The 17,248-nt window shown below is 58.7% G+C and carries 12 protein-coding genes and 1 pseudogene; 5 read left to right on the plus strand and 8 right to left on the minus strand.

Annotated features, from left to right (window positions below):
- Positions 1-14 precede the first annotated feature (14 nt).
- Genes L1F06_RS11800 through L1F06_RS11810 form a run of 3 tightly spaced genes read right to left on the minus strand, consistent with a single transcriptional unit; the run spans position 15 to position 5,880 of the window.
- Positions 15-3,164: an efflux RND transporter permease subunit gene (locus L1F06_RS11800; RefSeq protein WP_129482728.1), complete on the minus strand. Its 3,150-nt coding sequence runs from the start codon at positions 3,162-3,164 to the stop codon at positions 15-17.
- Positions 3,161-4,621: an efflux RND transporter periplasmic adaptor subunit gene (locus L1F06_RS11805; RefSeq protein ID WP_129482729.1), complete on the minus strand. Its 1,461-nt coding sequence runs from the start codon at positions 4,619-4,621 to the stop codon at positions 3,161-3,163. Before L1F06_RS11805 ends, L1F06_RS11800 begins: the two co-directional genes overlap by 4 nt.
- Positions 4,618-5,880 carry a TolC family protein gene (locus tag L1F06_RS11810; RefSeq protein WP_129482782.1) on the minus strand — a complete coding sequence of 421 codons (1,263 nt, stop codon included), beginning with the start codon at positions 5,878-5,880 and terminating at the stop codon, positions 4,618-4,620. Before L1F06_RS11810 ends, L1F06_RS11805 begins: the two co-directional genes overlap by 4 nt.
- A gap of 995 nt (positions 5,881-6,875) precedes the next feature.
- Between L1F06_RS11810 and L1F06_RS11815 the strand changes: the two genes are divergently transcribed.
- Positions 6,876-7,148, plus strand: coding sequence for a CopG family ribbon-helix-helix protein (locus L1F06_RS11815; RefSeq protein WP_129482730.1), 273 nt, complete (start codon positions 6,876-6,878; stop codon positions 7,146-7,148).
- A 387-nt stretch (positions 7,149-7,535) separates the two neighbouring features.
- On the opposite strand, the gene L1F06_RS11820 is transcribed toward L1F06_RS11815, so the two are convergent.
- The 3 genes from L1F06_RS11820 to L1F06_RS11830 form a co-directional block, all read right to left on the minus strand.
- On the minus strand, positions 7,536-8,609 hold the full coding sequence (locus tag L1F06_RS11820) for a site-specific integrase (RefSeq protein WP_252576765.1): 1,074 nt from the start codon (positions 8,607-8,609) through the stop codon (positions 7,536-7,538).
- 511 nt (positions 8,610-9,120) lie between these two features.
- Positions 9,121-9,330, minus strand: coding sequence for a DUF2790 domain-containing protein (locus L1F06_RS11825; protein ID WP_252576782.1), 210 nt, complete (start codon positions 9,328-9,330; stop codon positions 9,121-9,123).
- 84 nt (positions 9,331-9,414) lie between these two features.
- Positions 9,415-10,245, minus strand: coding sequence for an oxidoreductase (locus tag L1F06_RS11830; protein ID WP_129482732.1), 831 nt, complete (start codon positions 10,243-10,245; stop codon positions 9,415-9,417).
- Positions 10,246-10,372: 127 nt separating this feature from the next.
- On the opposite strand from L1F06_RS11830, the gene L1F06_RS11835 reads away from it, so the two are divergent.
- Both L1F06_RS11835 and L1F06_RS11840 read left to right on the plus strand, forming a co-directional pair.
- Positions 10,373-11,275: a LysR family transcriptional regulator gene (locus L1F06_RS11835; protein WP_129482733.1), complete on the plus strand. Its 903-nt coding sequence runs from the start codon at positions 10,373-10,375 to the stop codon at positions 11,273-11,275.
- Between the two features lie 155 nt (positions 11,276-11,430).
- A pseudogene (locus L1F06_RS11840) lies at positions 11,431-12,366 on the plus strand (LysR family transcriptional regulator).
- Positions 12,367-12,392: 26 nt separating this feature from the next.
- Here the strand turns inward: L1F06_RS11840 and L1F06_RS11845 are convergent.
- Positions 12,393-14,096 carry an ABC transporter ATP-binding protein gene (locus L1F06_RS11845; protein ID WP_129482734.1) on the minus strand — a complete coding sequence of 568 codons (1,704 nt, stop codon included), beginning with the start codon at positions 14,094-14,096 and terminating at the stop codon, positions 12,393-12,395.
- A 323-nt stretch (positions 14,097-14,419) separates the two neighbouring features.
- On the opposite strand from L1F06_RS11845, the gene L1F06_RS11850 reads away from it, so the two are divergent.
- Complete coding sequence (locus L1F06_RS11850) at positions 14,420-14,941, plus strand: DinB family protein (protein ID WP_012018597.1); 522 nt, start codon at positions 14,420-14,422, stop codon at positions 14,939-14,941.
- Here L1F06_RS11850 and L1F06_RS11855 read toward each other — a convergent pair.
- Positions 14,938-15,840, minus strand: coding sequence for a LysR family transcriptional regulator (locus L1F06_RS11855; protein WP_252576766.1), 903 nt, complete (start codon positions 15,838-15,840; stop codon positions 14,938-14,940). The two genes, L1F06_RS11850 and L1F06_RS11855, sit on opposite strands and share 4 nt — an antisense overlap.
- Positions 15,841-16,072: 232 nt before the next feature.
- Between L1F06_RS11855 and L1F06_RS11860 the strand changes: the two genes are divergently transcribed.
- Positions 16,073-17,209 (plus strand): XdhC family protein, encoded by a 1,137-nt coding sequence (locus L1F06_RS11860; protein ID WP_252576767.1) that lies wholly within the window; start codon positions 16,073-16,075, stop codon positions 17,207-17,209.
- The last annotated feature ends 39 nt before the right edge of the window (positions 17,210-17,248 follow it).

The raw sequence follows: 17,248 nt of genomic DNA on the forward strand, positions 1-17,248 counted from the left end.
CTGAGCGTCTGGAGTTACAGCGCCTGCGGAGCGCGAACTATTCCTGTGCGCTGTCTTCGCATCAGCCAGTAGGCTGCCGGCAAGACCAGCATGGACATCAGCGGGGCAGTGATCATGCCGCCAACCATGGGGGCGGCAATGCGCTTCATCACCTCTGAACCCGCTCCACCGCCCCAGAGAATGGGCAGCAGGCCGGCGATGATTACGGCAACCGTCATCACCTTGGGACGGACACGCAGCACCGCGCCTTCCCGAATGGCCTCGAGCAGGGCCGGATCACCGCTGCGTCCGGAGTCCAGCCGAGCATGCCAGGCGTTCTTCAGATACAACAGCATGATCACCCCGAACTCGGCCGAGACGCCGGCCAGGGCAATGAAGCCGACCCCAGTGGCCACCGACAAGTTGAAGCCGAACCAATAGAGCAGCCAGATGCCCCCCGACAGGGCGAAGGGCAGGGTGGCCATGATCAGAAGGGCCTCGCTGAAGCGGCTGAAGGTCAGGTAGAGCAGCACGAAGATAATCAACAAGGTCGCCGGCACCACCCAGGACAGCCGCGCATTGGCGCGCTCCAGGTACTCGAACTGACCGGAGTAAGAAACGGTCATGCCAGCGTCGAGTTGTACCCGCTCAGCTACGCGTTGCTGTAGCTCACGTACGGTCGATGCCAGGTCGCGCCCACGGACATCAACATAGACCCAGCCGGACAGGCGCCCGTTCTCGCTGCGTAGCATCGGCGGCCCTTCGGTCAGGCTAACCTGGGCGACGGTGCCCAAGGTGATCTGCTGGCCGGCAGGGGTGAGGATCGGCATACGCCTTAGCGCCTGGGGACTGTCCCGCCACTCCTTGGGATAGCGCAGGTTAATCGGAAAGCGGGCCAGTCCTTCGACCGTCTCGCCGATATTGCTGCCGCCAATGGCACCCGATACCACCGCCTGTACGTCTGCAATGCTCAGGCCGTAGCGTGCCGCGGCCAGGCGATCGGTCTGGATATCCACATAGCGTCCGCCGGTGAGGCGCTCTGCCAGCGCGGAGCTCACCCCAGGTACGTCTTTGGCCACCGTCTCGATATCGCGAGTAATGCGCTCGATATCGACCAGGGAGGTTCCAGAGACCTTTACGCCGATTGGGCTCTTGATCCCCGTGGCCAGCATGTCGATGCGATTGCGAATTGGCGGCACCCAGATGTTGGACAGCCCTGGGACTTTCACCGCCCGATCCAACTCCTCAATCAGCTTCTCCGGCGTCATTCCCGCGCGCCATTGTTCGCGCGGCTTGAATTGCACGGTGGTCTCGAACATTTCCAGCGGCGCCGGATCGGTAGCTGTCTCCGCTCGCCCGGCTTTGCCAAATACCCGGGCCACCTCCGGCACCGTGAGGATCATGCGGTTGGTTTGCTGCAGCAGCTGGGTTGCCTTGCTCGCCGGCAAACCGGGCAGGGCCGAAGGCATGTACAACAGATCGCCTTCGTCCATGGGCGGCAGGAACTCTCCTCCGAGTCTGCTGAGGGGCCACAGACTGGACACAAAGACCAGCACGGCCAGCGCCAAGGTCACCTTGGGCCAGGCCAGCACCCACTCCAGCACCGGCCGGTATGCGCCGATCAGCCAGCGGTTCAAGGGGTTTTGCTGTTCGCTGGGGATATGCCCACGAATCCAGTAGCCCATTAGCACCGGTACGAGGGTGACTGAGAGGCCGGCAGCAGCGGCCATGGCATAGGTCTTGGTAAAGGCCAGCGGGCCAAACAGCCGTCCTTCCTGGGCCTCCAGGGTAAAGACCGGGAGGAACGATAGGGTGATGATCAGCAGGCTGAAGAAGAGTGCCGGCCCGACCTCGGCCGCGGCTTCGCCGATGACTCGCCAGTGCGCCTCACCCTGGAGCGGTTCATTGGGGTGCCGCGCCTTCCAGGCCTCGATGTGCTTGTGCGCGTTCTCGATCATCACCACGGCGGCATCGACCATGGCGCCGATGGCGATGGCGATCCCGCCGAGCGACATGATGTTGGCATTGACGCCCTGGTAGCGCATGACGATGAAGGCCATCAGGATGCCCAGGGGCAGGGTGATGATCGCAACCAGAGACGAGCGCAGGTGCCAGAGAAAGATCAGGCAAACCAAGGCAACCACCACGAACTCTTCCAGCAGCTTGTAGCTGAGGTTGTCGATGGCACGGTCGATCAGTTGCGAACGGTCATAGGTAGTGACCACTTCGACGCCGGCGGGCAGGCTGGCTTTCAGGCTGTCCAGCTTGGTCTTCACGGCAGCGATGGTGTCACGGGCATTCTTGCCGGAGCGCAGGATGACCACGCCACCGACCACTTCACCCTGGCCGTCCAATTCGGCAATGCCGCGACGCATCTCTGGCCCCAGTTGAATGGTGGCCACCTGGCCTAGCAGCACCGGAATTCCGCTAGCCGAAGCTCGCAGCGGCACATTGCGAAAATCATCCAGGCTCTCCAAATAGCCCGAGGCCCGCACCATGTACTCGCGCTCCGCCAGCTCCAGAATGGCGCCGCCGGTTTCCTGGTTGGCGCTCTTCAGCGCCGCTTCGACTTCCTGCTGAGTTACCCCGTAAGCCACCAACTTCTGCGGATCGAGCAGCACCTGATACTGCTTGACCATGCCGCCGAGGGTGGCCACCTCGGCCACGTTGGGCAGGCTCTTGAGCTCGTACTTGAGAAACCAGTCCTGCATCGCACGCAGCTGGGACAGGTCATGCTGGCCGCTGCGGTCGACCAATGCGTACTGATAGATCCAGCCCACGCCGGTGGCATCCGGGCCCAGAGTGGTGGTGACGCCCTCCGGCAGGCGTTCCTGGGCCTGGTTGAGGTACTCCAGCACGCGCGAGCGCGCCCAGTAGAGATCGGTGTCGTCCTCGAACAGCACATAGACGAAGGAGTCGCCGAAGAACGAGTAGCCGCGCACCGTCTTCGCCCCCGGGACCGAGAGCATCGTGGTGGCCAGCGGATAGGTCACCTGGTTCTCGACGATCTGCGGCGCCTGGCCGGGAAAGCTGGTTCTGATGATGACCTGGGTGTCTGAGAGATCCGGCAACGCGTCCACCGGCGTGTTGCGCAACGACCAGATCCCTAAAGCGGTGATGAACAGGGTCGCCAGCAGCACCAGGAAGCGGTTGCCTATCGACCAGTAGATCAGGCGCGCGATCATGGCTGCTCTCCTTGCTTGTCGAGCCGCTCTATTTGCAAGCCGGAGTCCGTCTGACGAGCGCCGATGCGTACGTGATCCCCGGGATTGAGTCCCGCAGCTACTTCAGGGCTGGCCAGCGGAAATGCCATGGTCATGCCGGGCATGTTCAGGCTCTCGAATGGACCGTGCTCCAGGGTGACCTCCTCGGCGTCCAGGGCACGAATCACGCCATGGGACTCATGGAGTTTCTTTGCATTGTCCAGCTCGACATGGCTGGCCACGACCCCCTGGAGGCTGGCCTCCGAGTCGATCAGGAACTGTCCGGAGGTAACGATCGACTGCCCTTCCTCAAGACCGGACAACACCTCCAGACGCCCATCGGCCTCGCGGCCCAAAGTGATCTCCAGGGGGCGGTAGCGCCCATCGGCTTCGGCCAGCATCACCAGCGCACGCTTACCGGTGCGAATCACAGCTTCACTCGGGATCAGTAGCGCGGGTTCTTCGACGGTGCTGTTCAGACGCACGGCGGCGAACATGCCGGGGCGCAATTTACCGGCGGGATTGGCGAGCTCGCTGCGTACCGTGAGCGTACGCGTCTGCGAGTCGGCACTCGGCAGCAAGGCGACGACACGACCTTGCAGAGGCTGTTCTGGGAAGGCGGTCAGGGTGGCGGTGATGCTCGCGCCAAGCTGAACCGCTCCAGCTTGGTCTTCGGGGATTGCGGCATCGAGCCAGACCGTGGACAGTCCGTTGATCCGCGCCAGGTCCTGGCCGGCTGCCACGGTCATCCCGGTACGCACCTCCAATGCCTGCAGCTCGCCGGCGATGGGCGTGGAGATGGTCTGAACCGCCCGTGGCTGGCCGCTGCGCCGAACCTGCTCGACCAACGATTGAGGCATGCCAAGCAGGCGCAGGCGCTCCTGGGTCGCACTTATCAAGCGCGTGTCAGCAGTACGCAACACAGCCAGGAACTCCAGCTGGGCGGCAGACCATTCGGGAATCAGCAGGTCGACGAGGGGCGTACCGGCGGGCAATACATCGCCAGGGGCGTGTCCGTAGACCCGCTCGACGAACCCACCCGCTCGGGCCTGCTGGTTCGCCACCTCGCGCTGGTTATAGGCCAGGGAACCGACGGCCTCGATACCCGAAGGCAGCACACCGCGAGTTACTGGCGCGGTGCGCATCCCGAGGTTTTGCACGGCTTGCGAGGGCACGCTCAGGGTCGAGGAGTCCTGCCCTGCATCTGCGTACTTGGGGACAAGCTCCATATCCATGAAGGGGGACTTGCCCGGTTTATCGAAGCGCTGGTCAGGTTGCATCGGGTCATACCAGTAGAGCACTTTGCGCTCATCCGTCGGTGCGGGAGTTGGCATGACCTCATGGTTGGCCGGCCTCTCGGCCAGCCAGTAGCCACCGCCTGCCGCAGCAATACCCATGGTCAACAAGGCCGCAGAAAAACCTAATGCTGAAATCTTCATTGCAGGCCCTCCACATAGGCGTAGTACAAGCTCGCGGAGAGCTGGCTCAGCTTGCGCTGCTGTTCGATCTGTCGCAGCTGAGCCTCGATCAGTTCGCGCTGGGCGGTGATGACGGATGCCAGCTGACTGTTGCCGGCCTGATAGGCGGCCAATTCGAGGTCGGCACGTTTGCTCGCCAGAGGGATCAAGGTTTTCTCGGTACGCGCCAGAGCTCTGCGTAGTTGCTCCAACTCGGCAAGGCCGCTTTCCAACTCAGCCTGATGGGCGCGCAGCAGCACTTCCTGCTCGGCTTCCATCTGCGACACGCTCTGTTGCTTGGCGTTGATCTTGGGGCCCTGGCGTGTGCCGACGAACAACGGCAGGTCGAAGGTGAACTGCACCATCACCATGTCGCCGAACTGGTTGTCGCGGTTGTTGTAGGCAAACTCTACGCCCCAGTCAGGTGTCTTCTCGGCTACAGCCTCATTCAACTCTGCGCTGGCCTCGCCAACCCGGGCAGACGCGGCACGCAAGTCGGGATGCTGAGTCAAACGGTGCTGCAGGTGGGGGGCATCCAAACTTAGGCTGGGCACATCTCCCGCCAGAAGTTGATCGGCTTCGTTGCCTATCCAGCGGCGCAGCTTGGCCCGAGCTATCGCCACGTCGCGACTCAGCTCATCCCGCCGATCCTGCAATGCCAAAGCCTCCTGGTCGGCCTGCAGCAGTTCACCAGGCTGAGCGCTGCCACCGGCGATCAGCGATTGCACCGTCGAGCGGAGCAGCTCGATCTGGCGGTCCAGTTGATCGAAGAGGCCAACACTGTGCTCGGCGTAGTACACATCCAACCAGCTCAATGCCGTCTGGCGTTTGACCTCAAGCTGCATGGCGCGCTGCTCGGCCTCGGCCCGGACAACGGAGGCCTCGGCCAACTGGCGGCGGGCCTGGCGTTTGTCGCCATTGGGAACCTCTTGCATGAGCCCAATGCGGCGCATGGTCATTGAGTCACGATTCAGGGTGTAACGATCAGGCCCTTCGATGGGCAGATTATCGATGCCGAGAATCAGCTTGGGATCGGGCAGGGCGTCTGCGGGAACTACGGCCTGCTGTGCCGAAGCGACCTGTGCTTGTCGTGCCAGGTTCTCAGGTGCGCGCTGTTCGGCGAGCGCCTGCGCTCGTTCGAAGGTTAGGGGCTGCGCCTGTGCAGCAACCCAGGGAACTGCCCAGAATGCGGCAGCTAACACACCGAGATAGCCACGGCGTGGGAAAAGGAAAGCGGGCATGCTTTCGCCTCCAATGCGATTGATCGAGGTCGCCACCAAAAGCGTGGCCGCGACGATGCGCCTGGTTTAAAGGCGCGAAGATCACTGCATTAGACGAAACGAGGAGGGCGCCAGAGTCCTGCGGGCTCTCGCTTAATCACCGACTGGGTCAGCAATATCTCGGGGCGTGAGGGAAGAGGGGATATGCTCTTGATAACGGTGGTCTGGAGAAGTCCTCCGGTCTTGCATTCCTGGCCGGATTTGCAGGGGGACTTACTGGCCACCCCATCAGACTTATCCATTTGCTCGCAGCACGGAGCATCGGCCATTGCATGGCTCTGATGATCGGCGCTCTGCATCGGGCAAGGTTGTGCAGGCATGCTGAAAGCCATACCGCCGAAGGTCGGCAGCACGAGGCTAGCAATCATTACCAGGATCAATCCAATCCGACGCACAGCAATTCACCAGGCGGGGCGATAGGGCGACGATAGCAGATTGCCCCGGGGCATGAACGCTCGTTTTGACAATAACAGTGCTTCGTTGATTTGGATCAAACAGAGTGTCATGCAGGGTATCGGGCTCAGCTGGTAGCTCCGTTTAACCGGATTTCTCAGCTCGTAGGGTTCGCACCACCCATTCGGCGCGCTAGCCCAAGACCGGCCTCGCTAGCCGTTAAGTCGAGCCCCTAGGTGCTTGGGTCCTAGTCAAACATCTGTGGTTAGCCGAGGTGCAGGAGCTGCCTGCTTCGGGCATACCCAATCAGGCACCAAAAGCGAATTCTATAATTGTTCTATAATCACTCTATAATCGACTATAAACCCGGTTCTAGAGCGCTCGGCGCTGCCTAAGAAGCCGATCAGTTGCTGTATGCATGTGTCACTTAGATACTGCATACAGGGGTAACCATCCGGCAAAGACATCTGGTTGGCGAGACTGCTTTCGGCTCGGCAGTAACGAAATGGCCAGTCATAATGGACTACAGTCCGCAGCCCTTCGTTGCGTAGGAGTAGCCCATCATGATCTGCCCAATCGAAACCCGGGTTATCACGGCTCACGTCCCAGTACAGCTAGCTGAGAGAGTCGATCAGATGGCCGCACATCTGGGCCGCTCCACGGACTGGATTCTCAAGCAAGCCTTGGCCACATGGATTGATCAGGAAGAAGAGCGCGGCCGCCTGACCCGAGCGGCCCTGGCCGATGTGGACGCAGGCGGCGTGATAGATCACCAAGCAGTTCAGGCCTGGGCCAACAGCCTTAGCACCAATACACCGCTGCCGGTACCTCGCTGAAGGTCATTTGAGTAGGTGAGCAGTAAGCGTACGGGGAATACCTCTTGCGCAGGTCAGCCCGGCATCTATTGATGCGGCAACAGGTGCTCAATTCACAGAATATGAAGTTTCAAACTTTGTTTCCAAACCGCTCATGAGAGAGGTGTTCAGGTGCTTTCTGTTTCAAATTGACCCGATCACGAGGCAATCAGGGGTTGCACGGTCGAACAGAGCAGGTCGACCTGCCGACCCAGTTGATCCAGTAAGCCAAAACTGCGTTCGGTATAGTAGATATCCAGCCAACTCAATGCAGTTTGCCGCGTGATCTCCAGCTGTATGGCCCGTCTTGGCGCAAGCATTTAAACGCTACACGGCGCCTAAAAATCAGGCAACACAAGTAAACGGAAATTATGAATCAGCGTAATACCTGCCATACGTATAAGCGAGACTCTCACTACGAAGGTTTCGTTGCAATTCAGAAGGCGAGTGAGTTAGAGCAGCCATCTTCGCGCCACTATCTTTTAGAAAGCGCATATTGGAAGAGAGCAACATATTCCAATCAGCACAATTTCCTTCTCTTTCGCTGATATCTGAATGTACCTGCTTTAGTGCATCACTTACCACTTCACGTATATGGCGCTCACATAGCCCCAGGCGTCCACGATTGCTATGTAACAAGGGCTCACCCTCATTGCGCCCAGGCAGTGGCAGCAACCCTCTGCTGATCCGGTAACGCTTCAAGTAAGGCAAAAAATGTGAAGGAACTGAGAGTTTATGAGGTGAGGAGCCTGGCCGATCAATAATAAACCACCAATTATCTTCCTCCATGACAAAGCAACTCATGGTCGGGCAGTAGCTATCAGTTGACGCTAAATCAGTTCCATGCAGGCACATATATACAGTGGCAGCCACGATAAAGAGGGGGCGCTCTAGAGTGGCATCGATTACTGCGAGACGCTCTAAAACGTCAATTACCGTAGATATTTGCTCTGGAGTTAACAAGTGCCGGCTAGGTTGGTGTCGCTTATCCGCGCGTCCATTCTTCGACCTGCTCATGACCACAGGATTAACTGCTGCCGCATCGTTTGCATGAAGGAAGTTGAAGAAAGAACTGCTGATGCTTTGCACCTGACGTATTGTACCTGTGAACGGCTTATAGTTATCGGATCCTGCCTGGCCGCTGGCATCAAATGGACGCCAAGAGTCATTTTGAACCCGCCCCGAGTTGGTATTCACAAAGCGGGCCGGTCGACCGCCTCCAATCCAACTCTCGGGCGGCTGCTCACAGAACGAACAGAATCGACCGAAATCACTTCTGTTTAAGGTTAAGACTGATTTGCTTTCAGATATCCAACTCCAAAGCAATAAGCGCTCAATAATTGCGCGATAGGAATTGTATGTACCGGGGAAACGTGTGTGGCGACTTAAAAATTGCCGCCCCCATAAGAAATCGTTTTCTACGCCTATTGAAGGAGAGAACATACGTAGGTACGCCACGACACAAGGATAACTAGCGGAATACTGCTCAACGCTAAGGCCTATGGCGTCGGGGCCGCAGAATATCGGACGCGGCACTGAATCTGTAGCTAGGGACATAGGCGGCTCCAGCGATATTGTCGAGCAGTGGCTAGTGAACTACATCTAAGTATGCGAGTTGATATTTGTCTACTTTTTGCTTTTTTTAGTCAGACAGGAAGTGGGCATCAGTCTAATTTTTAGACTTAGCATTGCACCCAAAAAGGGGGAGGTGAAATGGCTGAGCGTCTGCAGGGCTCTGATTTTCAAAGATTCTTTTTGATCAGGATTCGTCTACTTTTTCATCAGGAGGCTCAAAACGTGGGGGCTGCACAGGCCCTCATGGATATACGTAATTTAACATAATATACATTATGCGAATATGCGTTACGCAGATCGCCGAGGTAGAGGCTCCGCTTTCGACGTAAAAAAGAAACCGGGACGAGCCCGGTTTCTCTCTGGTCTTCCAACTTGGCAGTCAGCCTCCGCTGCAACCGGTCCCCATCACCTGATAACGGATAGTGTGCTGCACGCCTTGCGAGTCTTCATAGGTCATCTCCACCGGCACCGCACGGCAGACGTTTGGAATTTCCCCATGCGATACCACGCGAGCCACATCCAGATGCATGCCGTAGTAGTAATCGCTCGCTGCGTCTGGCGCCGGTGTGCTGGCTTTGGCGGCTGCCATCGCCTGAGTGGTCATCAGGGCGCCGAGTGCAAAGAACATGATGCTTTTCATGAGACTTTCCTCAACAGGATTTGGGCGGTCACTTCAGGCCTGGAAATCGGTCGACATGGCCAGGTCTCGCCACTCGTTCAGTTCGCTGACGACAAACTCGTTCTTTGCTTCGATACGAGCCACGGTATCGCTGCCAAGCGGCAGGCGCTGAGGCGGCTTGGGCGCGTTGACCAAAGCGAGCATGGCTTCGGCAAATTTCACCGGATCGCCTAGTTGGGTGTGGTTGTAGTCCTTCGCGAAGCGCCGCATTGCGCCAACCGTGTCGTCATAGTCGGCCAGTTCCAGTGCGGTCTTGATCAGCGATTGCTCGTCGAGAAAGTCGGTACGGAAAAAGCCCGGCTCGACCACGGTCGCGTGAATGCCCAGCGGCGCGACCTCCTGATGCAGCGCCTCAGTGATGCCTTCTATGGCGAACTTCGTCGAGCCGTATACGCCCCACCCTACGTACGCCTGATAACCACCAATGGAGGAAATGTTGATGATGTGGCCGGAACGTTGGCGACGCATGTGCGGCAGTACCGCTCTGATCACATTCAACACGCCGAACACGTTGGTGGCGAACAGGCGCTCGGTTTCGCTGGCGCTCGTCTCCTCGACTGCGCCAAGCACGCCGAAACCGGCGTTGTTGATCACGACATCGATACGCCCGAAGCGCTTGATGCCCTCAGCCACGGCCTGCTGGGTTTCGCTTTCGCTGGTCACGTCCAGACGCACCGCCAGCAGCTTGGGATGGTTGCCAAGGCGCGACACGACTTCTTCAGGTTTGCGGGCCGTAGCAATTACCGCGTCACCAGCACGCAGAGCGTGTTCTGCAATCAGAGAGCCAAGACCGCGGGAAGCACCAGTAATGAACCAAGTACGCATATCAACTCCTCCTGTCTTTGGCCTGCACCATTGCGGGCCTTCTTGATGAGTTGACGCCACTTTAAAATCCCGTTATTGCTGTGATAATCCCAATAAAATTGAATGGCCTTGTGAATTTCGCTCATATATGAAGCCAGTATCCGCGGCAGATCTGTCGATCTTTCTCAGCATCGCTCAGCACCTCAGTCTTAGCCGGGCTGCGATTGACCTCGGGCTCTCGCCATCGGCATTGAGTCACGCACTACGAACACTGGAAACCCGCCTGGGGGTACGCCTGTTCAACCGCACGACTCGGAGTGTGGCGCTGACCGAGGCCGGTGAACGCCTCTACTCAAGGGTCAGGCCAGCCTTTCGCGATATCGACGATGCCTTGGAGGATCTCAACAATTTTCGTGACAAGCCTTCCGGCAACTTGCGCATTACGGCTGGCCGGCCAGCGGCTCAGCTGGTGTTGCTGCCAATGGTCAGCAAGTTTCTTCAGGCCTACCCAGACGTACGTGTGGACATCGTTACCGACGATGCGCTGGTGGATGTGGTCTCAGCAGGCTTCGATGCAGGAGTGCGGTTTGGCGAGCGGCTAGAGGCGGACATGGTATCCCTGGCTATTGGCCCATACATGCGCTCGGTGGTCGTGGGCTCGCCAGAATTTCTACGGCAACACCCTACTCCACAGAAACCCCAGGACCTGCACGGCATACCTTGCATCCGCCATCGATTTCCCAGCGGTTCGTTTTATCGCTGGGAGTTCTCTCAGGCCGGCGTAGAGCTGGAAATCGATGTGGAGGGACCTCTGATTCTGAGCGACGTAGGTCTCATGGTTGACCCGGCGCTTCAGGGCGTTGGCCTGGCCTACGTTTTCGAGGGCATGGTCAGCGAACATCTCGCTTCGGGGCGCTTGATCCAGGTATTGGAGTCTTGGTGCCCTTTCTATCCCGGATTGCACCTTTACTATCCGAGCCGACGACAGGTTCCGGCGGCGCTCAAGGCCTTCATCGAATTCGCCCGAGACACTCGTCGACATGGCTCATGAGCCCATTCGGCGCTGGCAATTTCCACTGACCCGTTCTAATAATATGTTAGTTGTAATTCCAGCTGAGCTAGCCGCATGCCCTATTAAGCTCATCTGCATAATCGGCACGCTGGCAATAAAGTACATTCGGCTCCCGAACGATGCCGGAGCGGCTTATGCGTCAAGACCACCTAGATGGTTTGCTCACCTTTATTGCCGTTGCTGAGGAAAAAGGTTTTTCTGCAGCGGCAGTGAGACTCGGAGTATCGCCTTCGGCGGTAAGCCAGAGCATTCGCAACCTCGAACAGCGTCTTGGGCTAGTGCTTTTCAACCGCACTACCCGCAGCGTTTGCCTGACCGAAATCGGCGAGCGTTATTTGGAGCGCGTGCAGCCAGCGCTCGAGCTGCTCAAATCGGCCTCCCAGGAACTGGGCCGTGAAGCCGATCACCCATCAGGCCTGCTGCGGATCAACGTGCCGCGAGCAGCCTATCTGATCATTCTGCAACCCGTGTTACGGCGCTTCATGGCGGCTTACCCAGAGATCAACCTGGAAATTCGGGTGGAGAATCTTCTGGTTGATATCGTGAGCCAGGGCTTCGACGCAGGCATCCGCTTCGGCGACGCAGTCGAAAAAGACATGGTTGCCATCGCTGTCGGCCCTACGCTTCAGGCGCAGGTCATTGCCTCGCCTACTTATCTGGTGCAGCACGGCGTACCGACGCATCCCCAGCAGTTGACGATGCATAACTGCATCGGCTAGCGCCACACCACGAGCGGCCAGATCGAGCGCTGGAATTTTTCTCGCGGTGATGAAAAGTACGATCTGACACCGAGAGGCAGATTGATACTCAACGACTCGGAAATTCTCGTGCGTGCCGCTTTGGAGGGGCTGGGAGTTGCCTACATGATCAACGGTTACATCGAGGCGCTGGTGGCACAGGGGCGACTCGTGCGTCTGCTGGCCGATTGGAGCCCTACCCTCCCTGCCCTTCACCTCTATTACCCCGACCGTCGCCGCGTTCCCGCAAAACTACGTGCGCTGATCGACTTTCTGCGCCACGAGCGTGACGCCACGCATCAGCAGCAGATCGAAGCACCGCTACTGCTCTGAACCTCATTCATGCCGCACGGCAGGCTTCAGAACAGCACGCTGGTCGAGTTTTCGCTCACCCTGCCCTTATTCATCCACACGACTCGATCTGCCGCCAATATGGCCGCAGGCCGATGGGCAATTACGATACGGGTCTGCTGCGGACGTAAGGCAGCGATGCTCGCCAGCACCTCGGCTTCGGTCTGTGGATCGAGTGCAGAGGTCGCTTCGTCCATTATCAGTACGGGGGCATCTACCAGGAGCGCGCGCGCCAATGCCAAACGTTGGCGCTGACCGCCGGAGAGACGCGCGCCGTAAGCACCGACCTGCGTCTCATAGCCATGCGGTAACTGCAGGATAAAGTCGTGCGCACAGGCGGCTTTGGCCGCAGCGATCACCTCCGCCTTGCTGGCCGTCGGGCGCGAATAGGCAATGTTCTCCCAGATCGAGCGATTCAGAAGCGTGGGCTCCTGGGTTACGACTGAAACTTGCTGTCGCAGCGTAGCCAGCGGCAGCTGCGCAATATCGTGACCATCCAGCAGAATGCGCCCAGCTGAAGGCTCGTAAAAGCGCTGCAGCAAACGCGCAATGGTGGACTTTCCAGACCCGCTGGCGCCGGCAATGGCGACTGTTTCGCCTGGCTTGATCTGTAAATCCAGGCGATTCAACACGGATACCCGTCCCTGGGGGTAGGCAAAGCTCACCCCATCGAACACCACTTCTCCTCGCCAGGAAAGATCGACAAGAACTGGCTCGCGCGTTTCCTCTCGCGGCAAAGCCGTCAGCAACAGGGCATCTGCTGCATCCTCCAGGCCCTTCTGCGCAACTCGCAGGTTTTCCCCGAAGCCCCGCAGGTAGCCAGCCATCAGAAGAAAAGACGTTACGGCAAAAGCGACATCGCCTGGCCCCGTCTCGCCCCTCGCCCATGTGTAGAGCGCTACGCCGCTCAAACCCGTCAACAACAGAAGCAGTAGGAGATTTTGCACCAGCCCCAGATCGACGAAACGCCGCCAGGCAGTGGCTGACGACCTACCCCAGAGTCTGGCAATTTCTTCCATGTGATTGCTTTCACGTCGTTCTGCCGTAAATCCCTTGATCGTTACCGAAGCGGCCAGAACGTCAGCGACGATTCCGCTGAGATGACTGTCCGTAGCATTGGCCTGCAAGCTGGCCGGCCGAATCCAATGCATACCCACCAGCAGATTGCTCGCTATGAAGGCCAGTGCAACCAGCAGTGCCAAGACACCGGCAATAGGCTCTCGCCAGCCGATCATGACGATCAGGCCAAGCAACACCACCAGTGCGGGCCCGAGATGGATGGTAGTCGCGTCAGTGACGGCGTCATACCCGTCCATCGCGCGACGTATGCGTCTTACCGTCTCGCCGGTGGCTTGGGTCGCATGCCAATCGGCTGGCGCCGACAGAACATGATCGAATCCCTGCAGCAGAACTGTTTGCATGTTTCGAGCGGCCAGCGGAATCCATAGACGGTGGGCGAGATTCCGGCTGATCGCAAACCCCGCAAAGGCCACCAGAAGCACTACCCAGCTCTGCCAGACAAGCGCCTGGTCAGCACTCTCGGCCACACCTTCAATCAACCGCGCGGATGCCCAGGGTAGCAAGAGGTCGAAACCCGTGGCGGCCAGCGTCAATGTCAGACCGAGAAAGAAGTATCCACTACGACGCATCCAGAGGCTGGCTACGAAACCAAGCACCCTGCGATAGGCTATGGGTCTGACGTAAGCGTCCATAACGTTCCTCCGAAGACTGTTCAATCGCAGCGGCGCGACTTGGGCGAAGATGGTCGACTGCAGACGCTGATTGAACAATACGCCTGGAAGCTCAGAGGCTTTTAAGTGCTACTTACGAATAGAGCGATTGATCAGTTGGGCTTCAGTACGCCGGGGAATTTCGAGGTGCAGAACCGACAGTTCGCTTGTCGCTCAGGCCTGACGTGAGTCTGTGATGTACCTACACTCCATCTGCTCGCGATCGATCTGATTGAGAGCCTCGGCCATACCCGTGTGGCTTGCGCGAAACCAAAGATACCGCTCGACTTTTGGGAGGGCTCATCATGGCCAATACCGCCATGGGCAGCATGCTCATCGAATACAAGCGTTGGGCAGACAAGCTTTTTCTGAACAGTGTCGCTGAACTCCCCGCCGAGGAACTCACTCGCGAACATGCAGGCCCTATCAAGACCATCATTGCAGTGCTGAACCATATGTACGTGGTGGATCGAATCTGGCAAGCCCACCTGGAAGGCCGTGAGCATGGTTTCACGTCACGTCAGGCGATGCCCTATCCAGACCTCTCCGAATTGCGTCAAGCTCAACTGGAGGTCGATAACTGGCTCATTGAGTGGTATGCCAGGCAGAGCGAAGCGACATTGGCCCGTAGCATCGATTTTGCCTTCGTCTCCGGCAATCGCGGCAACATGACTGCCGAAGCCATGGTTTTGCATCTCGTCAATCATGCGACCTATCACAGAGGCTGGCTCGTGCAGATGTACTTCGAGATACCGGCCATGCCCCCGATGACAGACCTTTGTGTGTATCTGACCGAAGCGCAGCCCGGATCGTTGACTAACTGCTAACCGCTCATGTGCTCAACTATCTTGCTCCTGAGCCAACGCTCGGCGGGGTCATTGTCGGTTACCCCACCCCAGACCATGGACAGATCCGACGTCACTATCGGAAACGGAGGGTCGTCGGCGCGTAGGTGGGTTCCTTCGATCAAGGCCGCAGCGGCGTAATCGGGCACCGATGCCAGCAATTCCGTCCCGGCCAGAATAGAGCGCAGCCCGCTGAATTGCGGTACCGCCAGTACGACCCGGCGCGAGCGCCCCAACTTGGCCAGGTCGTTATCGATATTGCCAGTCAGATCGCCCGAAAAGGACACCAGTGCATGCGGCCGTGCGCAGTAATCGTCCAGCGTCAGCGGCCCAGGACGACTATCGCCTCTTAGCACCTTGACCTTCAACTCACGCAGTTTCCGGCGTTTCGCGTTGGCAGGCAGTTCAGCGGTGTAGCTGACTCCAACGGAAATTTCTCCCGAGGCCAGCATGGGCGACATGAGAAGGAAGTTGACGCGCCGAACGACGATCACGACTTCTGGCGCTTCTTCCCGCAATTGATTAAGCAGCGCAGGGAACAGTCCGAACTCTGCATCGTCGGACAGGCCGATGCGGAACGTGTCCCGGTTAGTGGCCGGATTGAATTCGCGGGCCCTGCTGACCGCGCAGGAGATGGTATCCATTGCCGGCTGCAGCTCTTTGAGAATTGCCAGTGCGCGTGCCGTTGGCTCGAAGCCGCGCCCGTTGCGTACTAACAGCGGGTCGTCGAAGAGATCACGTAATCGCGCCAGAGCGGCGCTGACCGCGGGTTGGCCCAGGAACAGCTTTTCTGCTGCGCGGGTGAGATTCTTCTCGAACATCAGCGTTTCGAAGATCACCAGCAGGTTCAGATCGACACGGCGTAAATCGTTGCGATTCATGGGCGGACCTCGTGGAGTGCAACCTGACAAGCATTAAAGCACCACCTTTCTGCACGCTCTTCAATTTGCCTGTGTGGGTTGCTGCAGTTCAAGCCAGAGGGCAGGCCGGCGCTCCCACATTGTTAAGGCTCTCTTAAAGCGTCATGCAGTTGCGATGGCTAATGGTGCGACATGTGCTGGGCAATACTCGACGCAATGACCGAATAAGCGGCGAGGCGTCATGACAGACATAATGCAGTTGTTGCTGGCGACGGATGAGTTGGAGGCGAATAAGCAGGACGCTGTGCTGGCGACCGTGGTGAAGGTGGAAGGCTCTGCATATCGCCGCCCTGGCGCGCGCATGCTAATCCCGGTTGCCGGTGGTGCTGTCGGCACGGTGAGCGGCGGCTGTCTGGAGCGTGATCTCATCAGCAAAGCCTGGTGGCTTACCGATTCAGGCAAACCCACAGTCCGCACTTACAGTACCGGTGCCGAAGGTGACGAAGCCGACGAGGAAGAGGATCTGACCTTCGGCCTGGGCTGCAACGGCACTGTCCATATTCTGTTGGAGCGAGTTCAACACAACGCAGTACCTTTGCCGCTCTGTCTGTTGCGGCAAGTCCACAGACTGGGCGCTCCGGCGGCTCTTGCCACAGTGATCGCGAGCAGCGATGAGAGCGTTCGCCTGGCCGACCGAGTCGCGATCGATCCAACCGGTGTTGTGCACCTAAGCATCCGCCAGGACTCCCTCGCGAAAGCGCTGGAGGTCGACTTGCGGGCCGTCATGCTGCATCAACGCTCGGCCCGCCAGCGTTATAGCCTGGAGGGTGGCGAGGTGGAGGTGCTGTTCGAGTACCTGATGCCGCCTCCTAGATTGGTAGTTTTCGGTGCGGGTCACGATGCGCAGCCGCTGGTAAGTCTGGCTTCCCAGCACGGCTGGCAGGTTACGGTGATTGACGCCCGCAGGCATTTTGCTCGCAAGGAGCGCTTTCCCGGCGCCGTTCAGGTGGTGCATCTGGAGCTGGAGCAACAAGCGGACCTGGGCGCGATACTCAATGCAGCTGCAGTAGTGATCATGTCGCATAGCTACCGCCAGGACAGGCACTGGTTGGAGCACGCACTGCGCATGCGGCCACGTTACATCGGCCAGTTGGGCCCACGTAGCCGCACCGAGCGGCTACTCGCCGATATCGGCCCCTCAAGTCGGCATTATCCGGGCTATGAGCGCCTGCATTACCCCATGGGCCTGGATTTAGGCGGCGACACGCCCGAGAGCGTGGCGCTATCGGTGTTGTCGGAACTGACCGCGTATACGAACGGACGCCAGGGGGGCATGCTCAGGATGCGTGAAGCACCTATTCACGATTGCGTGCCCACCCTGCGCGGCTGACCATGCTCCCTGTCGATCCGCTATCGGCCATCTGAACTC

The organism is Pseudomonas hydrolytica, assembly GCF_021495345.1.
Taxonomy (GTDB): Bacteria; Pseudomonadota; Gammaproteobacteria; order Pseudomonadales; family Pseudomonadaceae; genus Aquipseudomonas; species Aquipseudomonas hydrolytica.